Annotated in this window: 10 protein-coding genes and 1 pseudogene; 5 read left to right on the top strand and 6 right to left on the bottom strand. The window is 67.4% G+C overall.

The features are described 5' to 3' along the window. A pseudogene (locus tag HUU96_RS02475) lies at positions 1 to 228 on the top strand (glycoside hydrolase family 43 protein); the annotation flags it as partial. On the opposite strand, the gene HUU96_RS02470 reads toward HUU96_RS02475, so the two are convergent. Further along, positions 222 to 1,229 carry an ester cyclase gene (locus HUU96_RS02470; RefSeq protein ID WP_174291283.1) on the bottom strand — a complete coding sequence of 336 codons (1,008 nt, stop codon included), beginning with the start codon at positions 1,227 to 1,229 and terminating at the stop codon, positions 222 to 224. The pseudogene HUU96_RS02475 and the gene HUU96_RS02470 overlap by 7 nt on opposite strands. An 81-nt stretch (positions 1,230 to 1,310) precedes the next feature. On the opposite strand from HUU96_RS02470, the gene HUU96_RS02465 reads away from it, so the two are divergent. Continuing rightward, positions 1,311 to 2,621, top strand: a complete 1,311-nt coding sequence (locus tag HUU96_RS02465) for an MFS transporter (RefSeq protein ID WP_174291282.1) — start codon at positions 1,311 to 1,313, stop codon at positions 2,619 to 2,621. On the opposite strand, the gene HUU96_RS02460 is transcribed toward HUU96_RS02465, so the two are convergent. Then, positions 2,618 to 4,069, bottom strand: coding sequence for an MFS transporter (locus HUU96_RS02460; RefSeq protein ID WP_174291281.1), 1,452 nt, complete (start codon positions 4,067 to 4,069; stop codon positions 2,618 to 2,620). The genes HUU96_RS02465 and HUU96_RS02460 overlap by 4 nt on opposite strands. Positions 4,070 to 4,122: 53 nt before the next feature. Here HUU96_RS02460 and HUU96_RS02455 point away from each other — a divergent pair, with 53 nt between their 5' ends. Beyond that, a complete protein-coding gene (locus HUU96_RS02455; protein ID WP_174291280.1) occupies positions 4,123 to 5,187 on the top strand; it encodes a LacI family DNA-binding transcriptional regulator in 1,065 nt (354 codons plus the stop codon). Positions 5,188 to 5,413: 226 nt separating this feature from the next. Next, positions 5,414 to 7,414, top strand: coding sequence for a beta-galactosidase (locus tag HUU96_RS02450; RefSeq protein ID WP_174291279.1), 2,001 nt, complete (start codon positions 5,414 to 5,416; stop codon positions 7,412 to 7,414). 21 nt (positions 7,415 to 7,435) lie between these two features. Here HUU96_RS02450 and HUU96_RS02445 read toward each other — a convergent pair whose 3' ends face one another. The 3 genes from HUU96_RS02445 to HUU96_RS02435 all read right to left on the bottom strand — a co-directional run bounded on the left by HUU96_RS02445 (position 7,436) and on the right by HUU96_RS02435 (position 12,721). Next, positions 7,436 to 8,530 (bottom strand): ester cyclase, encoded by a 1,095-nt coding sequence (locus HUU96_RS02445; RefSeq protein ID WP_174291278.1) that lies wholly within the window; start codon positions 8,528 to 8,530, stop codon positions 7,436 to 7,438. 86 nt (positions 8,531 to 8,616) lie between these two features. Continuing rightward, positions 8,617 to 10,932, bottom strand: coding sequence for a TonB-dependent receptor (locus HUU96_RS02440; RefSeq protein WP_174291277.1), 2,316 nt, complete (start codon positions 10,930 to 10,932; stop codon positions 8,617 to 8,619). A gap of 163 nt (positions 10,933 to 11,095) precedes the next feature. Further along, positions 11,096 to 12,721, bottom strand: coding sequence for a tetratricopeptide repeat-containing sulfotransferase family protein (locus tag HUU96_RS02435; protein WP_217430245.1), 1,626 nt, complete (start codon positions 12,719 to 12,721; stop codon positions 11,096 to 11,098). Positions 12,722 to 12,905: 184 nt separating this feature from the next. Here HUU96_RS02435 and HUU96_RS02430 point away from each other — a divergent pair, with 184 nt between their 5' ends. Further along, positions 12,906 to 14,660, top strand: coding sequence for an alpha-amylase family glycosyl hydrolase (locus HUU96_RS02430; RefSeq protein WP_174291275.1), 1,755 nt, complete (start codon positions 12,906 to 12,908; stop codon positions 14,658 to 14,660). A gap of 15 nt (positions 14,661 to 14,675) precedes the next feature. Here the strand turns inward: HUU96_RS02430 and HUU96_RS02425 are convergent, their stop codons facing one another. Beyond that, positions 14,676 to 17,786: a glycoside hydrolase family 2 protein gene (locus tag HUU96_RS02425; RefSeq protein WP_174291274.1), complete on the bottom strand. Its 3,111-nt coding sequence runs from the start codon at positions 17,784 to 17,786 to the stop codon at positions 14,676 to 14,678. Positions 17,787 to 18,170 lie beyond the last annotated feature (384 nt).

Here is an 18,170-nt window from a genome sequence, read left to right as displayed (position 1 = left end):
GATCCGCGGGACGGCCGGCCGGTCGCGAGGGTCGCCCTTCCCGGCCATGGCGCGGTCGACCTGCGGATCGTCGCGCAAGGGCCGCGCTATGCCTTCGCCTATGCGCTCGACGGCCGGCACTGGCGGCCGGTCGGCGAGGTCCAGGACGGGTCGCTCCTGGCCACGTCGTCGGCGGGCGGCTTCACCGGCGTCCTGCTCGGCCCGTTCGCCAGCGCCGCCCCTCAATAGACGCGGATCGACTGCATCCGGCCGAGCACGTCCAGACCCTGCATGTTGAGGAAGTGCAGGATGTCAATGAAGATCCAGTTCTCCGCCAGCTTTCCGTCCTGCGCCCGATACAGGTCGACGACGCGCATGTCAGCAGGCCCCGGCCCCGCGGTCATGCCGAGATAACCGCCGGCGTTCTGCAGCGTCAGGTTCGCCCAGCCGAAGAAGCCGCCGAAATCGCCCTCCGCCATCCGGCACAGGTGGCCGTTGAAGCGATAGCCCTCGTGCAGCGCGTCGTCGAACGGTTCGCAATGCTGCTTGATGTAGCGCGGAATAGTGTAGGTCGCGCCGATCCCGGCGGGGCCCCACCAGATCATGTCGTCGTGCCAGGCACGCCGCAGCCGCGTCTCCTCATCGACCCCGTCGACGCTGGTGTAGGGGTTGTCGAGCATGGCGTTGATCGCCGCCAGCGTCGCCTTGCCGCGTTCGGGCGGCTGGGCGTCGTACATCAGCCCGGTGTGCGTCATCGGCCCGGGCTGGACGAGGTGCGCGCCCGTCTGCGGCGGCAGCGGCCATTGCCCGGCCTGCATCATCAGGTGAAGCAGGTCGCAGAACAACGCAGTCTCGGTAATCCGGCCGTTCTCGACCCGGTTGAACTCGACGAAACGCAGCATCGCGATCCGTCCCGTCGGCAGGATGCCGAGCAGCGGCCGGTCGAACAGCCCCATCATATGCCCCATCTGAACGACCCAACGACTCTTGAACCCGTCCATCTCGTTAAGTCCGGCCATGAAGATGTCGGCGCGGCGCTGGACGCGGGTGAAGGCGGTCAGCAGGGGCCGCCAGAAGCTTGCCGCCACCGCCTCCGACCCACGCTGCTCGTGAAACGGATGCATGCCGCGCCAATGCCAGTCGGGCGACACGTGCTGCGCCAGCACGTCTGCGATCGTGTCCGGCGTGGCACCCGCGATGGCGGCGTGGAGCTGGCGGACCACCTGCTTCTCGGCTTGGAAATCAGTCACGGCAAATCCCGTTCGGTTGATGGCGATGTACGCGGGAGTGCCGGCCCCTGCATGGGCTTGCAATAGCAAAACCTCGCCCGCATGCTGATCACAATGGAAAGTGCCGGAACGACGATGGAGGTTGCGGGCGTTCCGGGGGACCGAAGCGGCGTCGCCGCGTCCCTCCCGACCGACACCGACGCATCGCGCGGGATGGCGGCAGCCCCGCTGGCACGGCGGATCGCCGCCTATCTCGTCGTTCTCGCCGGCTATCTGTTCTATTGCTACAATTTCAACGTCGTCGACTACGTCCGGCCGTATTTGGTATCCGACTATGGCTTCTCGCTCAGCCAGACGGCGAACCTGTCGGTCGCGCAGAATATCGGCGTCACCGCGGGCGCGTTCGGGTGGGCGAGCTTCGTGGCCTGGGCCGGACGCCGCCGTGCGGTCGGCGCGATAGCCGCCGCGATCGGGGGTGCCGCCGTGCTTCAGGCGCTAGCGACCGGCTTCCCGCTGTGGTTCGGGGTGCGCGGAGCGATGTCGGCCGCGCTGGGCGGCTATTACGTGGTTGCGACGGGCTTGGTCGTGGCGCTGTTCCCGGTCGGCGTGCGCGGTCGGCTGATCGCGCTGAACTCGGCGATGTATCCGCTGTCGAACATCATGCTGGGGCTGGTCGGCGGCGCGCTGGGCGATGCGCGCTGGCACTGGCTGATGTGGCTAGGAGCCACGCCGCTGCTGATCGCGCCGGTCGCGACATTGCTGGTCCCACGCGACCCCGGCGCGGAACCGGAATATCGGCCGGTAACGAGCGCAGCAAGCGGCGGCTGGCGCGAGATGCTGTCGGCGCGGTGGCGATGGGTCACGGTCGGCTGCATCCTCCTGTCGGGGATCGACTTCAACGCTTACCAGCTATTCGCCGGGTTCGTGACGCTCTATCTTAGGCAGGTGCTTGGCTATGACGCGACGCGGATCGGCGCGACGGTGGCGTGGCTGGGGACGGGGTCGCTGGGCGGCAGCTTCTTCTGGGCCTGGGTCTCCGACCGCTTCGGCCGGCGCAGCGCCGCCGCCGGGTACGTACTCGCGGCGGCCGCGATCGACGCGTTCTTGTTTGGCGGACTGGGCGGCTGGGCGCTCGACACCGCCGCGCTGACCTTCGGCATTGGGTTGTCCTGCACGTCCGCCTGGGGGGTCTGGTTCGCCGAACTGTTCCCCGAGCGGCTGCGCTCGCATGGCGCGGCGCTGTTCCATGCCGGGCATATCTTCGCGATGGGCGCGCCATTGTTCATCGCGGCGTTCAGCGAACGCTTCGGCCTTGTCTGGATCATGGCGCTCGGCGGGGTCGTCTACCTGATCGGTGCGGCGGTGTGGCTGGCGCTTCCCGAAACGCTGGGGCGTAAGGCGGCCGCAGACTAGGCGGGGGACTGGTCCAGCCCCGCACGGGTCGCGGCATAGCTGGCGCGCGTCACCCGAACGCGCGTGTACGCGGCGGCGGCGGCCAGCCCGGGCAGGGTCGAGGCGATATAGGCGAGCGCCACGCCCGCCAGCACCGGTGCCGCGACATGCCCCGGCTGAGCGCCTGCGGGAAACGCGACCAGCGTCAGCACACCGCCGGCAAGCGCCGCGCCGACCGCCTGGTCGAGCCGCGCGAAGAAGGTCTGGGTGGAGAACAGCACCCCCTCCTGCCGCTCGCCAAAGCGCAGCTCGTTCTCGTCCGCCATGTCAGCCAGCGCGGAGTACATGGTGGTCGTCATCAGGCTGTATGGCAGATGCTGTAGCAGCGAGAAGGCGATCAGGATCGCGAGCAGCCCCGGCGTGCCGCTGCCGAGCACGCCTAGCCAGCCTAGCGCCAGCGGGATAGCAGGACCGACGCTGTAGACGGCCACCGCGACCGCGCCGGTCAGCCGCTTGTCGAACCGCCGGTGCAGCCACGCGACGATCAGCGACCCGCAACTGTAGCTGACGAAGCTGCCGAGCGCGAACCAGGTGATCTGCGCGTTGCTCAGCTGCCAGTAGAAGGTCGCGGTGTAGATCCACAGCCCGCCGCGCACGCCCTGCATCAGCGAAAGGAAGAACATGCTGACCAGTAACAGCACATAGTTGCGGTTCGCCAGCGCGTGGCGAACGTCGCCGGCGAAGGCACGCAGCGTGAACCGCCCGGCATCAGGCGCGGGCGCGGGCAGCCACGGGATCCGCGAGCGCGTGAAGAACGCCGACGCAAACAGGATCGTGCCGACCAGCAGCGCGATGACCGTCGAGAAGCGAAGATAATGGCCGGGGTCGAGCGCGCCGTTGGGGAAGCGCGCTGTCGCCGCGAAAAATAGTCCAAAGCTAGCGAGCCAGCAGAAGGTGTCGCCCGCCCACAGGAAGAAGGTGTTGTAGCTCATTACCTGCGTCCGTTCGATATAGTCGGGCGTCAGCTCCCCGCCCATTGCCAGATGCGGGGTGTGGAAGACGGTCAGCGCCTGCTGGAGCAGGATGTAGAGCAAACCGAGCCAGCCGAGCTCGGCCCAGGCGGGCAGGCCCGACGGCGGATTGAACAGGCCGAACAGCGTCAGCGCGACCGGCAGGATGGCCGCGAACATGAAGGGATGACGCCGCCCCCAACGCGAGCGGGTGCGGTCGGACCAGCTGCCGACCAGCGGGTCGATCACCGCGTTAACCGCCAGCCCCGCCGCCAGCGCCACGCCGACGCCCCCCGCCGACAGCCCGCGCACCTGATTGTAGAACAGCAGCAGGAACTGCGTCGTCGAGGAATAGACGATCGCCTCGGCCATGCTGCCGACGCCATAGGCGAGCTTCAGGCGGCGGGTGAGCGGCGGTGCCTCGCCGATGAACGGCTCATTGCGGCCGTCACTATTCATTGGTAGGTGACGGGTGACATGATCGGCCGAGCGTAGACGATGATTGCAGGGGTATGCAAACGATCACGCGGCGTTGCCGCTGCGTGACGTCGCGGCGCAAACCGGCGGTCGTCGAGGCCGCGGACGGGCATCGCCGTCTGACCTCGGAGGACGTAGCGCGCGCCGCCGGCGTCTCGGCGTCCGCCGTCTCGCGCGCCTTCACGCCGGGCGCGAGCGTGTCGCCGGAAAAGCGCGCCCGGATCGTCCGCGCCGCCAGCGAGCTCGGTTACCGCCCTAACGTCATGGCGCGCGCGGTCGCGACGCAACGTTCCAACGTCATCGGCCTGATCCTGTTCTCCGAAACGAACCGGCACCATCCCGAGGTGCTGCTGGCGCTGTCGCGCGCCTTCTCGGCGCTGGGGCTCAGGATCATGCTGTTCCTGATCGAGGAGGACGAGGAGATCGGCGGGGTGGTCGATCACATCCTGTCCTATCGGCTGGACGGCGTGATCGCCGCCGCGACGATCCCGGCCGAGCATCGCGCGCAGTTCGATCGCGCGCGGGTGCCGCTGCTGTTCTACAACCGCTCCGACCAGGCGGACACATCGTCCGTCAGCTGCAACCATCACGCCTCGGGAGAGATGATCGCGCGGCACCTGATGGCCGGCGGCCACCGATCTTTCGCGCTGATCCGCGCCGATCTCGACTCGCTGGTCGGGCGCGAACGGATGCGCGGCGTGGAGGATGCGCTGGCCGGTACCGGCGGCGTGGTCGCGGCCGACTTTCGCGGCGACTTCGACTACGATCACGGCGTCGCCGCGGTGCGCCACTGGGCGGATCGGGGGATCGTCGACTTCACCGCGATCATTGCCGCCAACGACATGATGGCGATCGGCGCGAAGGATGCGCTGGTGCAGCAAGGCCGCCGCGTGCCGGAGGAGGTGGCGGTCGCCGGCTTCGACGGGATCGAGGCGGGCCGCTGGCTCAGCTACCGGATCCCGTCCGTCGGCCAGCCGATCGAGGCGATGGCGCAGGCGGCGGCTGAGATGATGACGCGGCGTATCGCCGGCCGCACGGCTATCGCCGAACAGCGGCTGTTCCCGGGACTGCTGCAGACGGGCTTCGCGGACGCACCCTGATATGCCTGTGCGTCGCTTCGGGGGCGATGCTTGCAAGTGCTTGCAAAATGCCCTGTCTATAGTCGACAAGGGCATCACGGGCGCGATTAGCCTGCACCGCGGAGAAAGGAACCCGATGATTTGCGCGACATTAGCGCTGTTCGCTACTGCCGTTACGGCGCAGCCGGCGCAGCCGGTTCCAGCCGCTCCCACATCGGGCTCGCGCCCGGCGACCCCCGCCGTGCCGATGGTCGGTGTCGCTTGGTATCCCGAACAATGGCCGGAAGCGCGCTGGGATGCCGACCTTGCGCTGATGCAGGCCGCGCACGTCTCGTTCGTGCGGATCGGCGAGTTCGCCTGGAGCACGCTGGAGCCGCGTGAAGGCGTGTATCAGCTCGACTGGCTGGAGCGCGCCGTTCGCGCCGCCGAGCGCCATCATATCGCCGTCGTGCTCGGCACGCCCACCGCCGCCCCGCCCGCCTGGCTGACCAGCGCCTATCCCGAAACGCTGCGCACGCTGCGCGATGGTAGCCGCGCCAAGCATGGCGGCCGTCATCAGGCGGACAACTTCAATCCCCGCTTCCGCGCGCTGGCGGGGGCGTTGGTCGAGCGGATGGCGGCCCGCTTCGGCGGCGACCCGAACGTGATCGGCTGGCAAGTTGACAACGAGCCCGGCTCGGACGACTTTAGCGCCGGCACCCGCACGCAGTTCCAGGACTGGCTGCGGCACCGCTACGGCACGCTGGACGCGCTGAACGTGCGCTGGACCACCGCCTATTGGTCGCAGACCTACAGCGACTGGAAGCAAATCCCCTTTCCCGAGACGCGAGACGCGAACCCGGGGTTGATGCTCGCCTGGCGGCAGTTCCTGTCGGACGCAGATCGCAGCTATCTGCGCGGGCAGCGCGACGTGATCCGCGCGCATGCCGGCCCGCGCCAGCGCATCACCACCAACCTGTGGATCGACGCGCGCGCCAAGACGGCGGAGACCTATTCGCCCGACGCAGACGCGGAAGACCTGTATACGCTCAACGCCGATTTCGACTTCGCGTCGTGGGATGAATATGTCGGTATCGGCCATTTCGACCCGGCACGGATGGGCCTGACGCACGACGTCGTACGCGGGCTGCTCCACCGCGACTTCTGGGTGATGGAGACCCAGCCTGGCACGGTGAACTGGTCCGACAACAACAATTCGCTCGACAAGGGTGAGGTGCGCGCACTCGCCTGGCACGCAGTCGGCCATGGCGCCGACGCCGTCGCCTATTGGCAATGGCGCTCGGCGCTGAACGGGCAGGAACAATATCACGGCGTGCTAGTCGGCGCGGACGGGACGCCGGTGCCGGTCTATGACGAGGTCGCGCAGGTCGCGGGCGAGTTCGCGCGCACCGCGCCGGCGCTGGCGGGGACGTCGGTGGCGGCGTCGGTGGCGGTGCTGAACGACTATTCTAGCCGCTGGGCGATCGGCTGGCAGCGCTTCGCGCGCGACTTCATCCCCGCCAACGCGCTGTTCGACTATTACCAGCCGCTGCATGACCTCACCCATGCGGTCGACGTTGTGGCGGCCGGCGCGCCGCTCGACCGGTACAAGCTGGTGGTCGCGCCCGCGCTCGACGTGCTGACGCCCGCTGCGGCCGACAATCTCGCCGCTTACGTCCGCGCCGGCGGCAGCCTCGTGCTGGGCGCGCGGACGGGGCTGAAGGACGGCGATAACGGGTTGTGGCCCGAGCGGCAGCCTGGCCCGCTCGCCGCGCTGCTCGGCGCACGCGTTGCGCAATGGTATGCGCTGGAGCGGCCGGTGCCGGTCGCCGGCTCCGGCAGGGCGGGGCAGGCATCGACCTGGGCGGAGCGGCTAGACGTGCTCGCCTCCGACGTCGAGGTGCTGCTACGCTATGGTGCCTCGAACGGATGGCTCGACGGGCAACCAGCGGCGGTGACGCGGCGCGTCGGCAAGGGGCGGATCACCTATGTCGGTGCCACCCTCGATCCGGCGCTGACCGCCGCGCTGCTGCGGCGGCTAATCACCGAGAGCGGCGTCGCGCCGGTGCTGCCCGGACTACCGGACGGGGTCGACGCGGGCTTGCGCGAGGGCGGCGGCCATAAGGTACTAATCCTCACCAACACCGCCGCCGACCCGCGCCGCGTCACGCTGCCCGGGCCGATGCGCGACCTGCTCGATCCGGGCGAGCGGCGCGTCGTCACCCTACCCCGCTATGGCGTCGCGGTGCTGGAGGCCGACGCGAAGTAAGCGCCGTCGGAGCGGTCGCGCTCAGTCGACCAGCGCGTCGGCGATTGCCGCTACCTCGTCGAACACCGTCCACTCCTCGACGACATGGCTCGCCTGGAAGCGATAGTGGCTGATCCCCAGGATCGAGACGAGACGCCCGACCGGCAGTTTGTCGCCGAGCGTGCCGCCGCGCCGGGTGGTTCCGGTCAGCCGCCAGCGGACCGCCACGATGATGCCGTCGGTCTCGTCTGACCAGCAGACATGCTCGACCTCCATCTTCCCGTCGGGCAGCGAAGCCATGGTCCGGATGATCAACACGCCGATGTTGCGCGGCCCGTTGGCGACGCGCCCGCCCGCCCAATGGGCGACAGCGTTCGGCGCATAGACGCTCCCCAGCACGTCCAGCCGGCGCCGCGTCCAGACGTCGTGGAAGAAGCCGCGCGCCCAGCCCTCCGGCGTATCGCGTGTCCCCTCGTAGGTGCCCGGCGGTACCTGACCGGCCAGTCGAGTCACCGGCGCGACGACGTAGCGCTCGCGCCGCGGCTCACCCGCGACGATCGCCGCCGCGTCGTCGACCGACAGGCCCAGTGCAGTCACCAGCGCGCCGGCGTCATGAACCAGCCATTCGGTATGGATGCGGTTGTCGTGGCTGATGCAGTCGGCGGCGAACCGGCGGCCGACGGTCAGCCCGGTTGCCGGCCCCCAGAGTGACGAGCCGCGGTTCACCATCCGCGTCCAGCCGAGATGGCTGGTGTAGAATCCCTGCCGGTCGTCGCCGCTCCAGGCGACGTTCAGGTGATGAGCCTCCTCCTCGGGGAAGGAGGTGATCGTCCCGGCGGTCGCAGCGACGACCTCTTCGACCGAGCGCACCACGCCATATGCAGAATAGACGGTGCAGCCGGCATCGTAGGTGTCATAGATGCGGCCGAGCGCGCGATCGGTCCAGATCTGCTCGGTAATACGGATGATATAGTCGACGATGTCGATCCATTCGTCTTCATAGCCCGCCATGCTCATGGTGCGCTCGCCGGCGGGAGCCAGCAACGCCGCTTTGTCGACCTGGCGAATCCGGGTGGCGGCCGGCCGGGCCGGTACCGCGAACGGCGTGTTGTCGTTGCCCGGCTCTGCCGCTGCCATCTTCAATACCCTGTCATGCGCTGGCGTCGCGCTACTGCTGCCGATGATGCCGATACGCCGGTCAGCCAGCAATCAGCCAGCGAATTTCAGAACCGCTGCCCGAAGCGCAATCCGATGAGCCGTGGCTGATTGTAGATCACATATTGATCCGGCCGGCAGGTGCCGACGCCGCAACCGTTGAACTTATTGGTGATCGCCCGCGCGTCGAGCAGGTTGGTCGCATATAATTCGAACGTCATCCTGTTCCACTCCAGTCCCGCCGCCAGATCGGTCGTCGCATAGGCGTCGCGTTGGCCGTAGAAGTTGCGATTGGACGTCTCGAAATTGTTCCACGCCTTGGACTGGTATGTCTCCGCCGCCTGCACGTGCGCCCGATAGCTGCCGAACGGAAACTCGTATCGACCGATGATGTTGGACTTGAACGGCGACGTGAACGGCAGCCTCTCCCCCTTGGGCGCGACGACGCTGAAGCCGTCGAAATAATCCTGCAGCAATCGCGCATCGGTATAGGTCGACGCGCTGGTGATCGTCATCCCGGTGATCGGACGCACGCTGAAGTCGAACTCGGCACCGCGCGACCGCGCGCGACCGGCATTCTGCGTCGTGTAGATGCCGCCGGTACCGGTCAGCGCGCTGAACGTCTCGACCGCCAGCTGGATGCCGTTCCACTTCTCCCAGAACAGCGTCAGGTTCGCAGTCGCGCGGCCGTTCATGAACGTATTCTTGCTGCCCAGCTCGAAATTGGTCAGCTTCTCCGCGCCATAGGTGATCGACGCGCCGGGGTTGACGGTGCTGCGCGAGTTGGCGCCGCCCGGGCGAAAGCCGTCGGACACGGTCGCGTAGAGCAGATGGTCGCGGTTGATCTTGAAGGTCACGTTGCCGCGATAGGTGAAGCCGTCGTCCTTGACCTGCACCGGCCCGATCGAACCATCCGGGCGGACCACGCCCAGGCTGGTACAAGGCTCGCCCTTGATCGTCGCTGGCCCGATGCACCCGGCCTCCGACCCCTTGGTGCCGTTGAAGTCGGTCAGCGTGTTGTTATACTTATAATAGCGAACGCCGCCGGTGACGGTCAGCTGCCTGGTGACGTCGACATCGGCTTGCGAGAACACCGCGTAATCGCGGTCGATGCGGTTGCCGATGTCGAGATAATAGGTACCGGGGTGCCCAGTCACGCTCAGCGACGTCGCCAAGTTGTTGATGTGGTAGTCGTAGTCGAAGAACTCCTTCTGCCGCTGGTAGAAGGCACCCAGGATGCCGTGGATACGCCAGTCGGTCGGCGTCGCCAGTCGCACCTCCTGGCTCAGCTTCTGCGAGCGGGTGGTCGGGCTGAAGGTCTGCGTCGGATCGATGATCCTGCCTGCATTGTCCTTGAAACCGGCGCCGAAGCCGCTGCCCATGGTGTCGTAAAAATAGGCATAGTCGGCGTAATCGACGTCGCCATGGGCATGCCGGTCGTAATAGGTACCGGCATAAGTCAGGTCTAGATCGGCGACCTTGCCGGTGATCGTCAGGCCCGCTTGGTGGAATTCGTCATGGCTATAGTCGCTGCCGAAACGCTGCGTGACTAGTTGGCCGGCACCGCGCGCCGGGAACGAATTGAAGTTGCCGAAACGGTCGCGCACCTGCTCGACGAACGATGGCGTCACCATCCAGTCGTCGCTAAGCTTGATCGCCAGCTGCGCGCGGCCGCCATAGGTATCGACCGGATTGTTGTTGGCGCCGGCGTAGCGACTGTTGTTCACCGTGATCTGCGATGTATAATAGATCCGCGACGACGGCAGATTGCGGATATAGCCGCCGGCATGGTCGTAGAAGCCGACTACCCGCAGCGCGACGCTGTTGTTAAACGGGACATTGATGAAGCCTTCGGCCTTCCCGCCGATCGCGCCCTTCACGGTGTAGTGGTTCAGCTCCAAATCGTAGCCGCCGCTGAGCTTGGTGAAGTCGGGCCGATTGGTGATCAGCCGGATCGTCCCCGCTTCGCTCGACGCACCGAACAGCGTGCCCTGCGGCCCGCTCAGCACCTCGACGCGCGCGAGATCGTAGACGTGCAGATCGGCCGCGCCGTTGATCGTGGTAATCGGCTGTTCGTCGAGATAGATGCCAACCGTCGGCAACGATCCCTGGACATAGTTGCCGCCGTCGGTGGCGATGCCGCGCACCACGACGGTGGCGTTGCTGCCGGGGTTGGACCCCGAGGTCGCAACGCTGGGAAGATACTTCACATAGTCGCGGAAATCGCGGATCTGAAGCTGATCTAGCTTGCGCGTGTCCAGCACCTGTATGCTGACCGGCACGTCCTGAAGATTCTGGACCCGCTTCTGCGCGGTGACGACAATGTCGGCGATCTGGTCGCCGTTCTTCGCTTCGGGGCCGTTTGCCGCAGCAGTATTGGGCACGGCAATGCCGGATTGAGCGGCATCGGTCTGAGCCTGCAGCGGAACCGGAAACGCGAGGGCGGAAGCAAGCAGCGACGAACAGAAAGCGGTCCGGCGGTTGGTCAGGACGGTCATAAGCTACCCCCTATTTTCGAGGTGCAGCGTATCAAACGTGCAAGCGCTTTCAAGCGGATTGTAATCGATCTGCCTTATACCGGACGACAGTGTCTTTCAGGACACAATCGAGGGAAGCGAGCCATGGCCGATAATGATGCCACTGGTCGATGGCGGCGGTATGCAGGGGCTGGCGGACCTGTTCGGAGCTCGCGGTCCGCACCGGGCGCACGGTTTGATGGAACTGCAGGCACGCCGCCTCGAATGGAAGTCCGCAGAAGGCCAGCAGCCGGCGGATCTCGCGCTCGGCCTGCGTCACCATCGTCTCGTAGAAGACCCGATGCACCGCCCCCGGCACGACATTGTCATAGTGGTCCATCAACGCGACGTAATCGAGATAGTAGGCACCGAGATCGTCGAGGCTGTAGCTAAACCGCTGGCCGCGCGAGAAATGCTGTTTGAACGCCGCGAAGCAGTTCGCCATCGGGTGGCGGCGCGTGTCGATGATCTTGGCGTTGGGCAGGATCAGCCGGATCAACCCGATATGCTCGAAGTTGCTCGGCATCTTGTCGATGAAGAACGGTCGGTCGGTCTTGCGCTGTATGCGCGTCCGATCGAGATATTCCTGGCCTAGCGCGAAGAGGGCGTCGGCGTCGGCGGCGAGCAGGCGGTCGAGATAGTCGTCCGGTTCGCCCCCCGCCGCGCCAAGCTTGCGGGCGACCATGTTCAGGTCGGACAGCTCCATCGTCCCCTCCACCTGGCTGTGGCTCGCCAGGATCTGCTCGACCAAGGTCGATCCCGACCGCGGCAGGCCGACGACGAAGATTGGCGCGGGATCGGGACAGCCCTGCCCCGCCCGGACAGCCAGGGCCTCGCGCGTCATCGCCCGTTTCGAGCGCTCGAGGTGGCGCGCCGTCCGAGCGCCGTCGTACGGCATCTCCGCACGGCGCAGTCGCGCGCCCGTCGAATAATGCTCGAATGATCGGCGGTAATCGGCCGCGTCCTCGAACGCCTTGCCCAAGGCGTAGTGAAGGTGCAGCTGATCCGCCGTTGCCCGCGCCCGCGCCGCCGCGGCCAGCATGACGTCGATGTCGCCGGGCCCGAACCGCACCGTCTTCAGGTTCGCAAGGCTCCACCAAGCCTCGCCCAAATCGGGCTCGATCGCCAGCGCCCGGCGATAGGCGGCGACGCTGTCGTCCTGGCGCCCCACCGTCTTCAGCGCATGACCCATGCTCATCCACAGGCGGCCCTGGTCCGGGTGGCGGGCCAGCACCCGCTCGTAGAGCGCGATCGCCGCCGGATATTCGCCGGCGCGCGCGAGGACGGCGGCCTTGATCGTCAGCGTCGCCGGCTCGTCGGGATCGTCCGCCAGCAGGATATCGAGTTCGACCAGCGCCTCCGCCAGCAGGTTGCGACGGTGGAGGATCGCCGCATAGTTGCGACGCGCCGCGGTGAAGCCGGGCGCGATCAGCAGCGCGCGCGCGAACAGGTCCTGCGCATCCGGCAGGCGGCCGACCCTGGCCACCAGTTCGCCCAGCATGCGCAACGCGGCGATATCGGCATGATCCGTCCGCAATCGATCCTTCAGCAGGCGCTCGGCCGTCGCCAGGTCGCCGCGCTGCATCGCGATCGCTGCATCGATCAGCACGGGATCGCGCTGAGCGGCTGCCAGTCGGTCGTTCAAAGCTGCGCGCATCATCCGCCTCCCTTACTGCTGGGGCCGGCCTAACACGCTTGGGCCCGGCCACGCGAGACTGGCTATCAGTCGAAGATCATCCATGTTTCTCGTTGCGCGTCGTGCATGGGCTTGCATACACCATGACATTGCCGCTGCACGCCGCGAGCGCCGAATCGGCGGGCAAACTTGGGAGCATATCGCGATGGCCTCGTTTCCGTACCGCTGCCGTCATCTGCTCGCAGCGATGCTGATGCTAACGCCGCCATGCCTCGTCGCCGCCGCGAGCAGCGTCGAGACGAACCAACCTTGGTGGAAGCGGGCGGTAATCTACGAGGTCTATGTCCGCAGCTTCCAGGATGCGGACGGCGATGGCCTCGGCGATCTGCGCGGGGTCGTCGACCGACTGCCCTATCTGCAGCGGCTCGGGGTCGACGCGATCTGGCTGACGCCGTTCTATCCGTCGCCCCAGGTCGATTTCGGCTACGACATCTCGGACTACCGATCGATCGACCCCCGCTTCGGGTCGCTCGCCAACTTCGATCGGCTGGTGGCGGAGGGGAATCGCCGGGGCGTGCGGGTGATCGTCGACCTGGTGCTGAACCACACGTCGGACCAGCATCCCTGGTTTCGCGAGTCGGCCTCGTCGCGCGACAACCCCCGCGCGGACTGGTATGTATGGAGCGACGGCGTCCCCGTCGACGCGCCTTCGGTCGACGCCGTCCAGCGCCGCTTCGCGCATGAAGGTCGTGCGCCGCCCAACAACTGGACGTCGGGGTTCGGCGGCTCCGCTTGGGAATGGGTGCCGGCCCGCCGCCAATTCTACTATCACCGCTTCTATCGGCAGCAGCCTGACCTCAATTGGCGCAATCCGGCGGTCGAGCGGGCGATGACCGATGTCATGCGCTTCTGGCTCGATCGCGGCGTCGCCGGCTTTCGGCTCGACGCGGTAACGTCGCTGTTCGAGGATCCGGCGCTGCGCGACGAGCCGGCGGCCGGGGGGCTCGACGCCTTCGGCATGCCGAAGCTGCGCCACGTCCTCACCGACGACCTGCCCGAGGAGCATGCCGTCATCCGCCGGCTGCGCGCCATGGTCGACCGCTATTCGGGAAGCCGCGTCCTGATCGGCGAGACCTGGGTCGACGGTGCCGCGTCGATGCGCCGCTGGTATGGCGCGCCGGCGCTCGACGAGTTGCAGCTGCCGATGGACACGGTACTCGGCTTCGGTGGCCCGCGCTACAGCCCCGACTGGTTCCGCCGGCGGCTGCGCGAGGCGCAGACCGGGTTCGGGGGTGGCCAGCCGCTGTTCGTGTTTGACAATCACGACACCGAGCGTTCGATCGACAAGTTCGCCGACGGTGTCCACGACATCGCGATCGCTAAGGGCATCGCCACGATCCTCTACGCGTCGCAGGCGACCGCGCTCACTTACTATGGCGCGGAGATCGGCATGCGGACGCGCCCGCCGCTGCGGCGTGAGGACGTGCGCGACCCGATTGGGCTGGCGGGGTGGCCGCAGGACAAGGGCCGCGACGGCGAGCGACGGCCGATGCAATGGACGGCGGGAGCGCAGGCGGGGTTCACCACGAACCCGTCGCCCTGGCTGCCCGTCGACCCCGACCGCGCGCGTGCCAACGTCGCCTCGGAGGAGGCGGACCCCGCCTCCCTGCTCGGCTGGACGAAGGCGCTGATCGCCCTACGGCGATCCGAACCGGGGTTGCAGGGTGGCACGATGACGCTGCTCGACACGGTGCCGCCGGGGGTCCTGGCTTGGCAGCGGCTGCCTGGCCGAGGACCGAGGATCTGGGTCGCCATCAATATGTCGGCGGTGGCGCAGGACATGGCGTTGCCGGCCGGCGCGAAGCCGCACGCCTTGCTCACCACCGAGGCCGCCGCTTCGCATGACGGTCGGGCGCTGCACCTGCCGCCGTTCGCGATCTGGATCGGCCGGGTCGGCTGATCGCGCGGCCTTGGTTTAACGACCGGCAGCGTTTGCACGAGACGTAGGGCGTGATGCCCGACGCGTTCGCTTTCTGGGCGTCGCCGTTGCCCAGTCGAAGACCAGCTGGCCCGCATGAGTTCCGGCGGCAATGGCGGGCATCCCTGCCGGTCCCGAGTCTTGGGGGGTGATGAACTTAGAGCCCATGGCCGGGATCGCATCCAGGAAGCCGATATCGCCGCCGGGAAACTCGATCGTGGTGCTCGAAGCGTCGTTCAGGCGCGTCCCGACACGGAGATAGGTCGGCGAGGCGCTCGCCACGCTCCAGCTGCCGAACGAAGTGGCGAAGCGCGCCCATCGCAGACCGGCCAGATAGCCGGTACGTTCGGGTGACGGCGCCGAGCCGTCGCGCGTGGCGATTTCGTAGACACCAAGACGGGTGCCGCGCAGCCGATTTTGCCAGACCGGGCTGGGCCCATCGAGCAACGCGCGCACGGCGGCGACATCGGTCAGCGGATAGTCGAAGCTGACGCCGTGATAGAGGAATGCACCCGACAAGGCGTAGCGATAGTCGAGCGTGAGCCTGCCATTCGCCGCCAGCGTCCAGCGCACATGGTCGATGTCCCCTGCCCCATCCGCCTCCAGCCAGGCTTGCGACGACCCGGTACGCGGATCGCTGGTCAAGCCGCTGCGCACCGTTACGGGCGTATTGCGGGGCGGCGGGAAGCGCCCGGGCTCGTAGCCGAGGCGCACCGAGGCGACCGCCAGAGCCACCCCGCTCGACCCATGTGCGCCGGTGACGCGCACCGCCGCGATCCTGCCCGGCGTCAGGACATAGCGCTCGCCGTCTTCCTTGCCGCGTTCGCCCGAATAGATAGTCCGCCACGTTATGCCGTCGGCGGAGATTTTCAACGTGAAGCCAACCCAGCCGTCATCGGGGCCGAAGGGCAGCTTGACCTCCACGAGATTGGCCAGCGTCGGCGCGGCTGGCCTGAAGGTGACGCCATCGCCGGCCATAGGCGTCCATACCGGCTCGACCTTCGATCTCGGAGCGATGGTCACGAGGCGCGGGCCGTTGGCGAGCGCGAACCGGCGACCGCCGCGCGTCACGTCGCGCAACAGCCCGGTCGCCGCGTCGAAGCGTGCCGCAACATCACCTGCGACGAGGCGGACGGTATCGCCGTCACGCACCGCCACCGCGGCCGCGTCGCGCGGCCGGGCAACAGGAAGCGCGGGTGCCGTGGCCGGCTGGATCGGCCAGACCCAGGTCCATAATTCGTCCGCGCCGTGGCGCGCGGTGAGAGAGAGCGCATCGCCCGCCCGCCAGTCCGCCGGCAGCGCCAGCAGCAGCTCGCCCGTGGCGTGCGGCGCGACCGACGCGTGCGCGACCCCGCGATGGAGAATGCGTGGGGCGATCGTAGCATCCCCGGGCTTGGCGAAGCGCAGCAGCACCCAGTCGAAGGTTGCCGCATCCAGCGACGTGAAATCATAGCCGTTGGTTACGCGCAACGCGCCGCCGAACCCCGCGTCCAGGACAGGAGCGTGGACCTGCACGGGCGACCACAGGTCGCGCACGGTGAAGTAGCTCGGTTCGCGCTCGTGCCGCGCCCCCAGGATGCCGTCGGGCGCGCGGGTGGCGAACTCGTCGATACGGCCGTGCTGGTCGGTGCGGGCCACACCTTCGTCGGCGAACGACCAGATGAAGCCGCCCGCGCCGTGCGGCGACCCGGCGATCGCGTTCCAGTAATCCTCCAGCCCCGATCCCGCGCCGCCGTCGAACAGGCCGTGCATGAACTCGGTCGGCATCAGCAGGTTCGGACTCGCGAGGCGGCGGACCACGTCGGGGTAGGTTGGGTAGTGTTTAGTGTCGACGCCGTCATGCAGTTCCCAGGGGTGCATGACCTTGCGCGCCTGCGGATCGTACAGCGCGAAATCGCCGTCGAGCTCGCGGTTCCATCCGCCCTCGTTGCCGTTGTCCCACAGGACGATGCTTGGATGGTTGACGTCCCGCTCGACCATCTCGCGCACCAGCCGGCGCCCGACTTCGGTGTCGTGAGCGTGCTCCCAGCCCGTCAGTTCATCGAGCACGTAGAGGCCCAGTTCGTCGGCCGCCGCCAGGAACGCTTCGTCGGGCGGGTAATGCGACATGCGCACAGCGTTCATGTTCATCGACCTGATCGTGCGGACGTCGTCTTCATTATCCGCCCGCGTCAGCGTTCGTGCCGTGTCGGGGCGGAAGCTGTGGCGATTGACCCCCTTCAGCAGGATGCGCTGGCCGTTGAGGTACAGCCCCTGTCCCGACCGCACCTCGAACGACCGGAACCCGAAGCGTTCATGCGTCCGGTGGACGACGGTGTCGCCGCGGTAGAGCGTCAGCGTCAGGGCATAGAGGTTGGGCGTCTCGGCCGTCCACAACCGGGGCGTGGCGATCCGGGTCGCCAGTCGCACACGGCCGGCCCCGCCCGGCGGGATCGCGGCGGCGAACGGCGCGCCCACCAGGCCGCCGCCATCCGTGACCTGTCCTTCAACCCGGGTCACGTCACGCGGCGCGGCGAGGGTCACGTCGACGCCGAGCGTGCCATCGGCGCGGGCGTCGACGGCGGCATGCGCGATCGCCTGCTCGGGCGTCGCCTCGAGCCAGACCGGGCGGAAGATGCCGCCGAAGATCCAATAATCGGCGGCGCGCTCGGCCGTGTTCGTGTCGGGGTTCGCCGAAGCTTCGGCAACGTCGACCTCGACCACGTTGTCGCCGCCGACCTTGACCAGCTTGGTCACGTCGAAGCTAAAGCGGGTGAAGCCGCCCTGGTGGATGGGCCCGGCCTGGACGCCGTTCACCGTCACTCGCGTGTCGGTCATCGCTCCGTCGAACACGAGCCGAACGCGCCGTTCCTTCCACGTCGTCGGCACGACGAAGTGCCGCCGATAATGTCCGCGGTTCTCGGGCCGGGTGCTGCTTTCATAGCCGTATTTATAAGTGCCGAAGCCCTGCTGCTGCCAGTTGGAGGGCACCGGAATCGTGGCATGCTCGCCGGCGCGACGGCCACCGTCGATGGTGAACTCCCATGGCACGGCATCATCGGGCCCATGACCCGAGAGCATGATCTTCTCGGTCTCGATCGACCCTGCTTGACCCGTCGTGTCCGCCAACGAAGGCATCATCGCGGGCCGGGTGATCGTTGGGCGAGCGTCGATGACGGTAGCCGTCAGCAGCATAACCCACGTCAGGAATGTAGCAAGCCGAGCTGTCATGGTTGCCCTAATCTAGCAGGACGTATACCTTCGAGCAGTTCCGGCGGCAGTTGTGCGGCCACGTTGCTGCCGTGTGGCTCATACCATGCGACGTAGACCTCGCAAGCCTAGCAGATGGCGGCGATCACGGCCGAGGGTGCTGTCAGTCTAATGCGAACTCGTCTCCACACGATGCAGTTGAGGCTTTGGGCGTGATGCTCAGCTGGCGAGGCTCTGCCACTCCGCCAGGGCGGCGGAGCGTCGTTCCTTGTAGGTTGTCTAATCGCGTGATGCTGGTCAAGG

It is taken from the genome of Sphingomonas bacterium (assembly GCF_903644135.1).
GTDB lineage: Bacteria > Pseudomonadota > Alphaproteobacteria > Sphingomonadales > Sphingomonadaceae > Sphingomonas.
The sequence above is the reverse complement of the archived record's forward strand: the minus strand, read 5'-3'. Positions and strand labels throughout refer to the sequence as shown.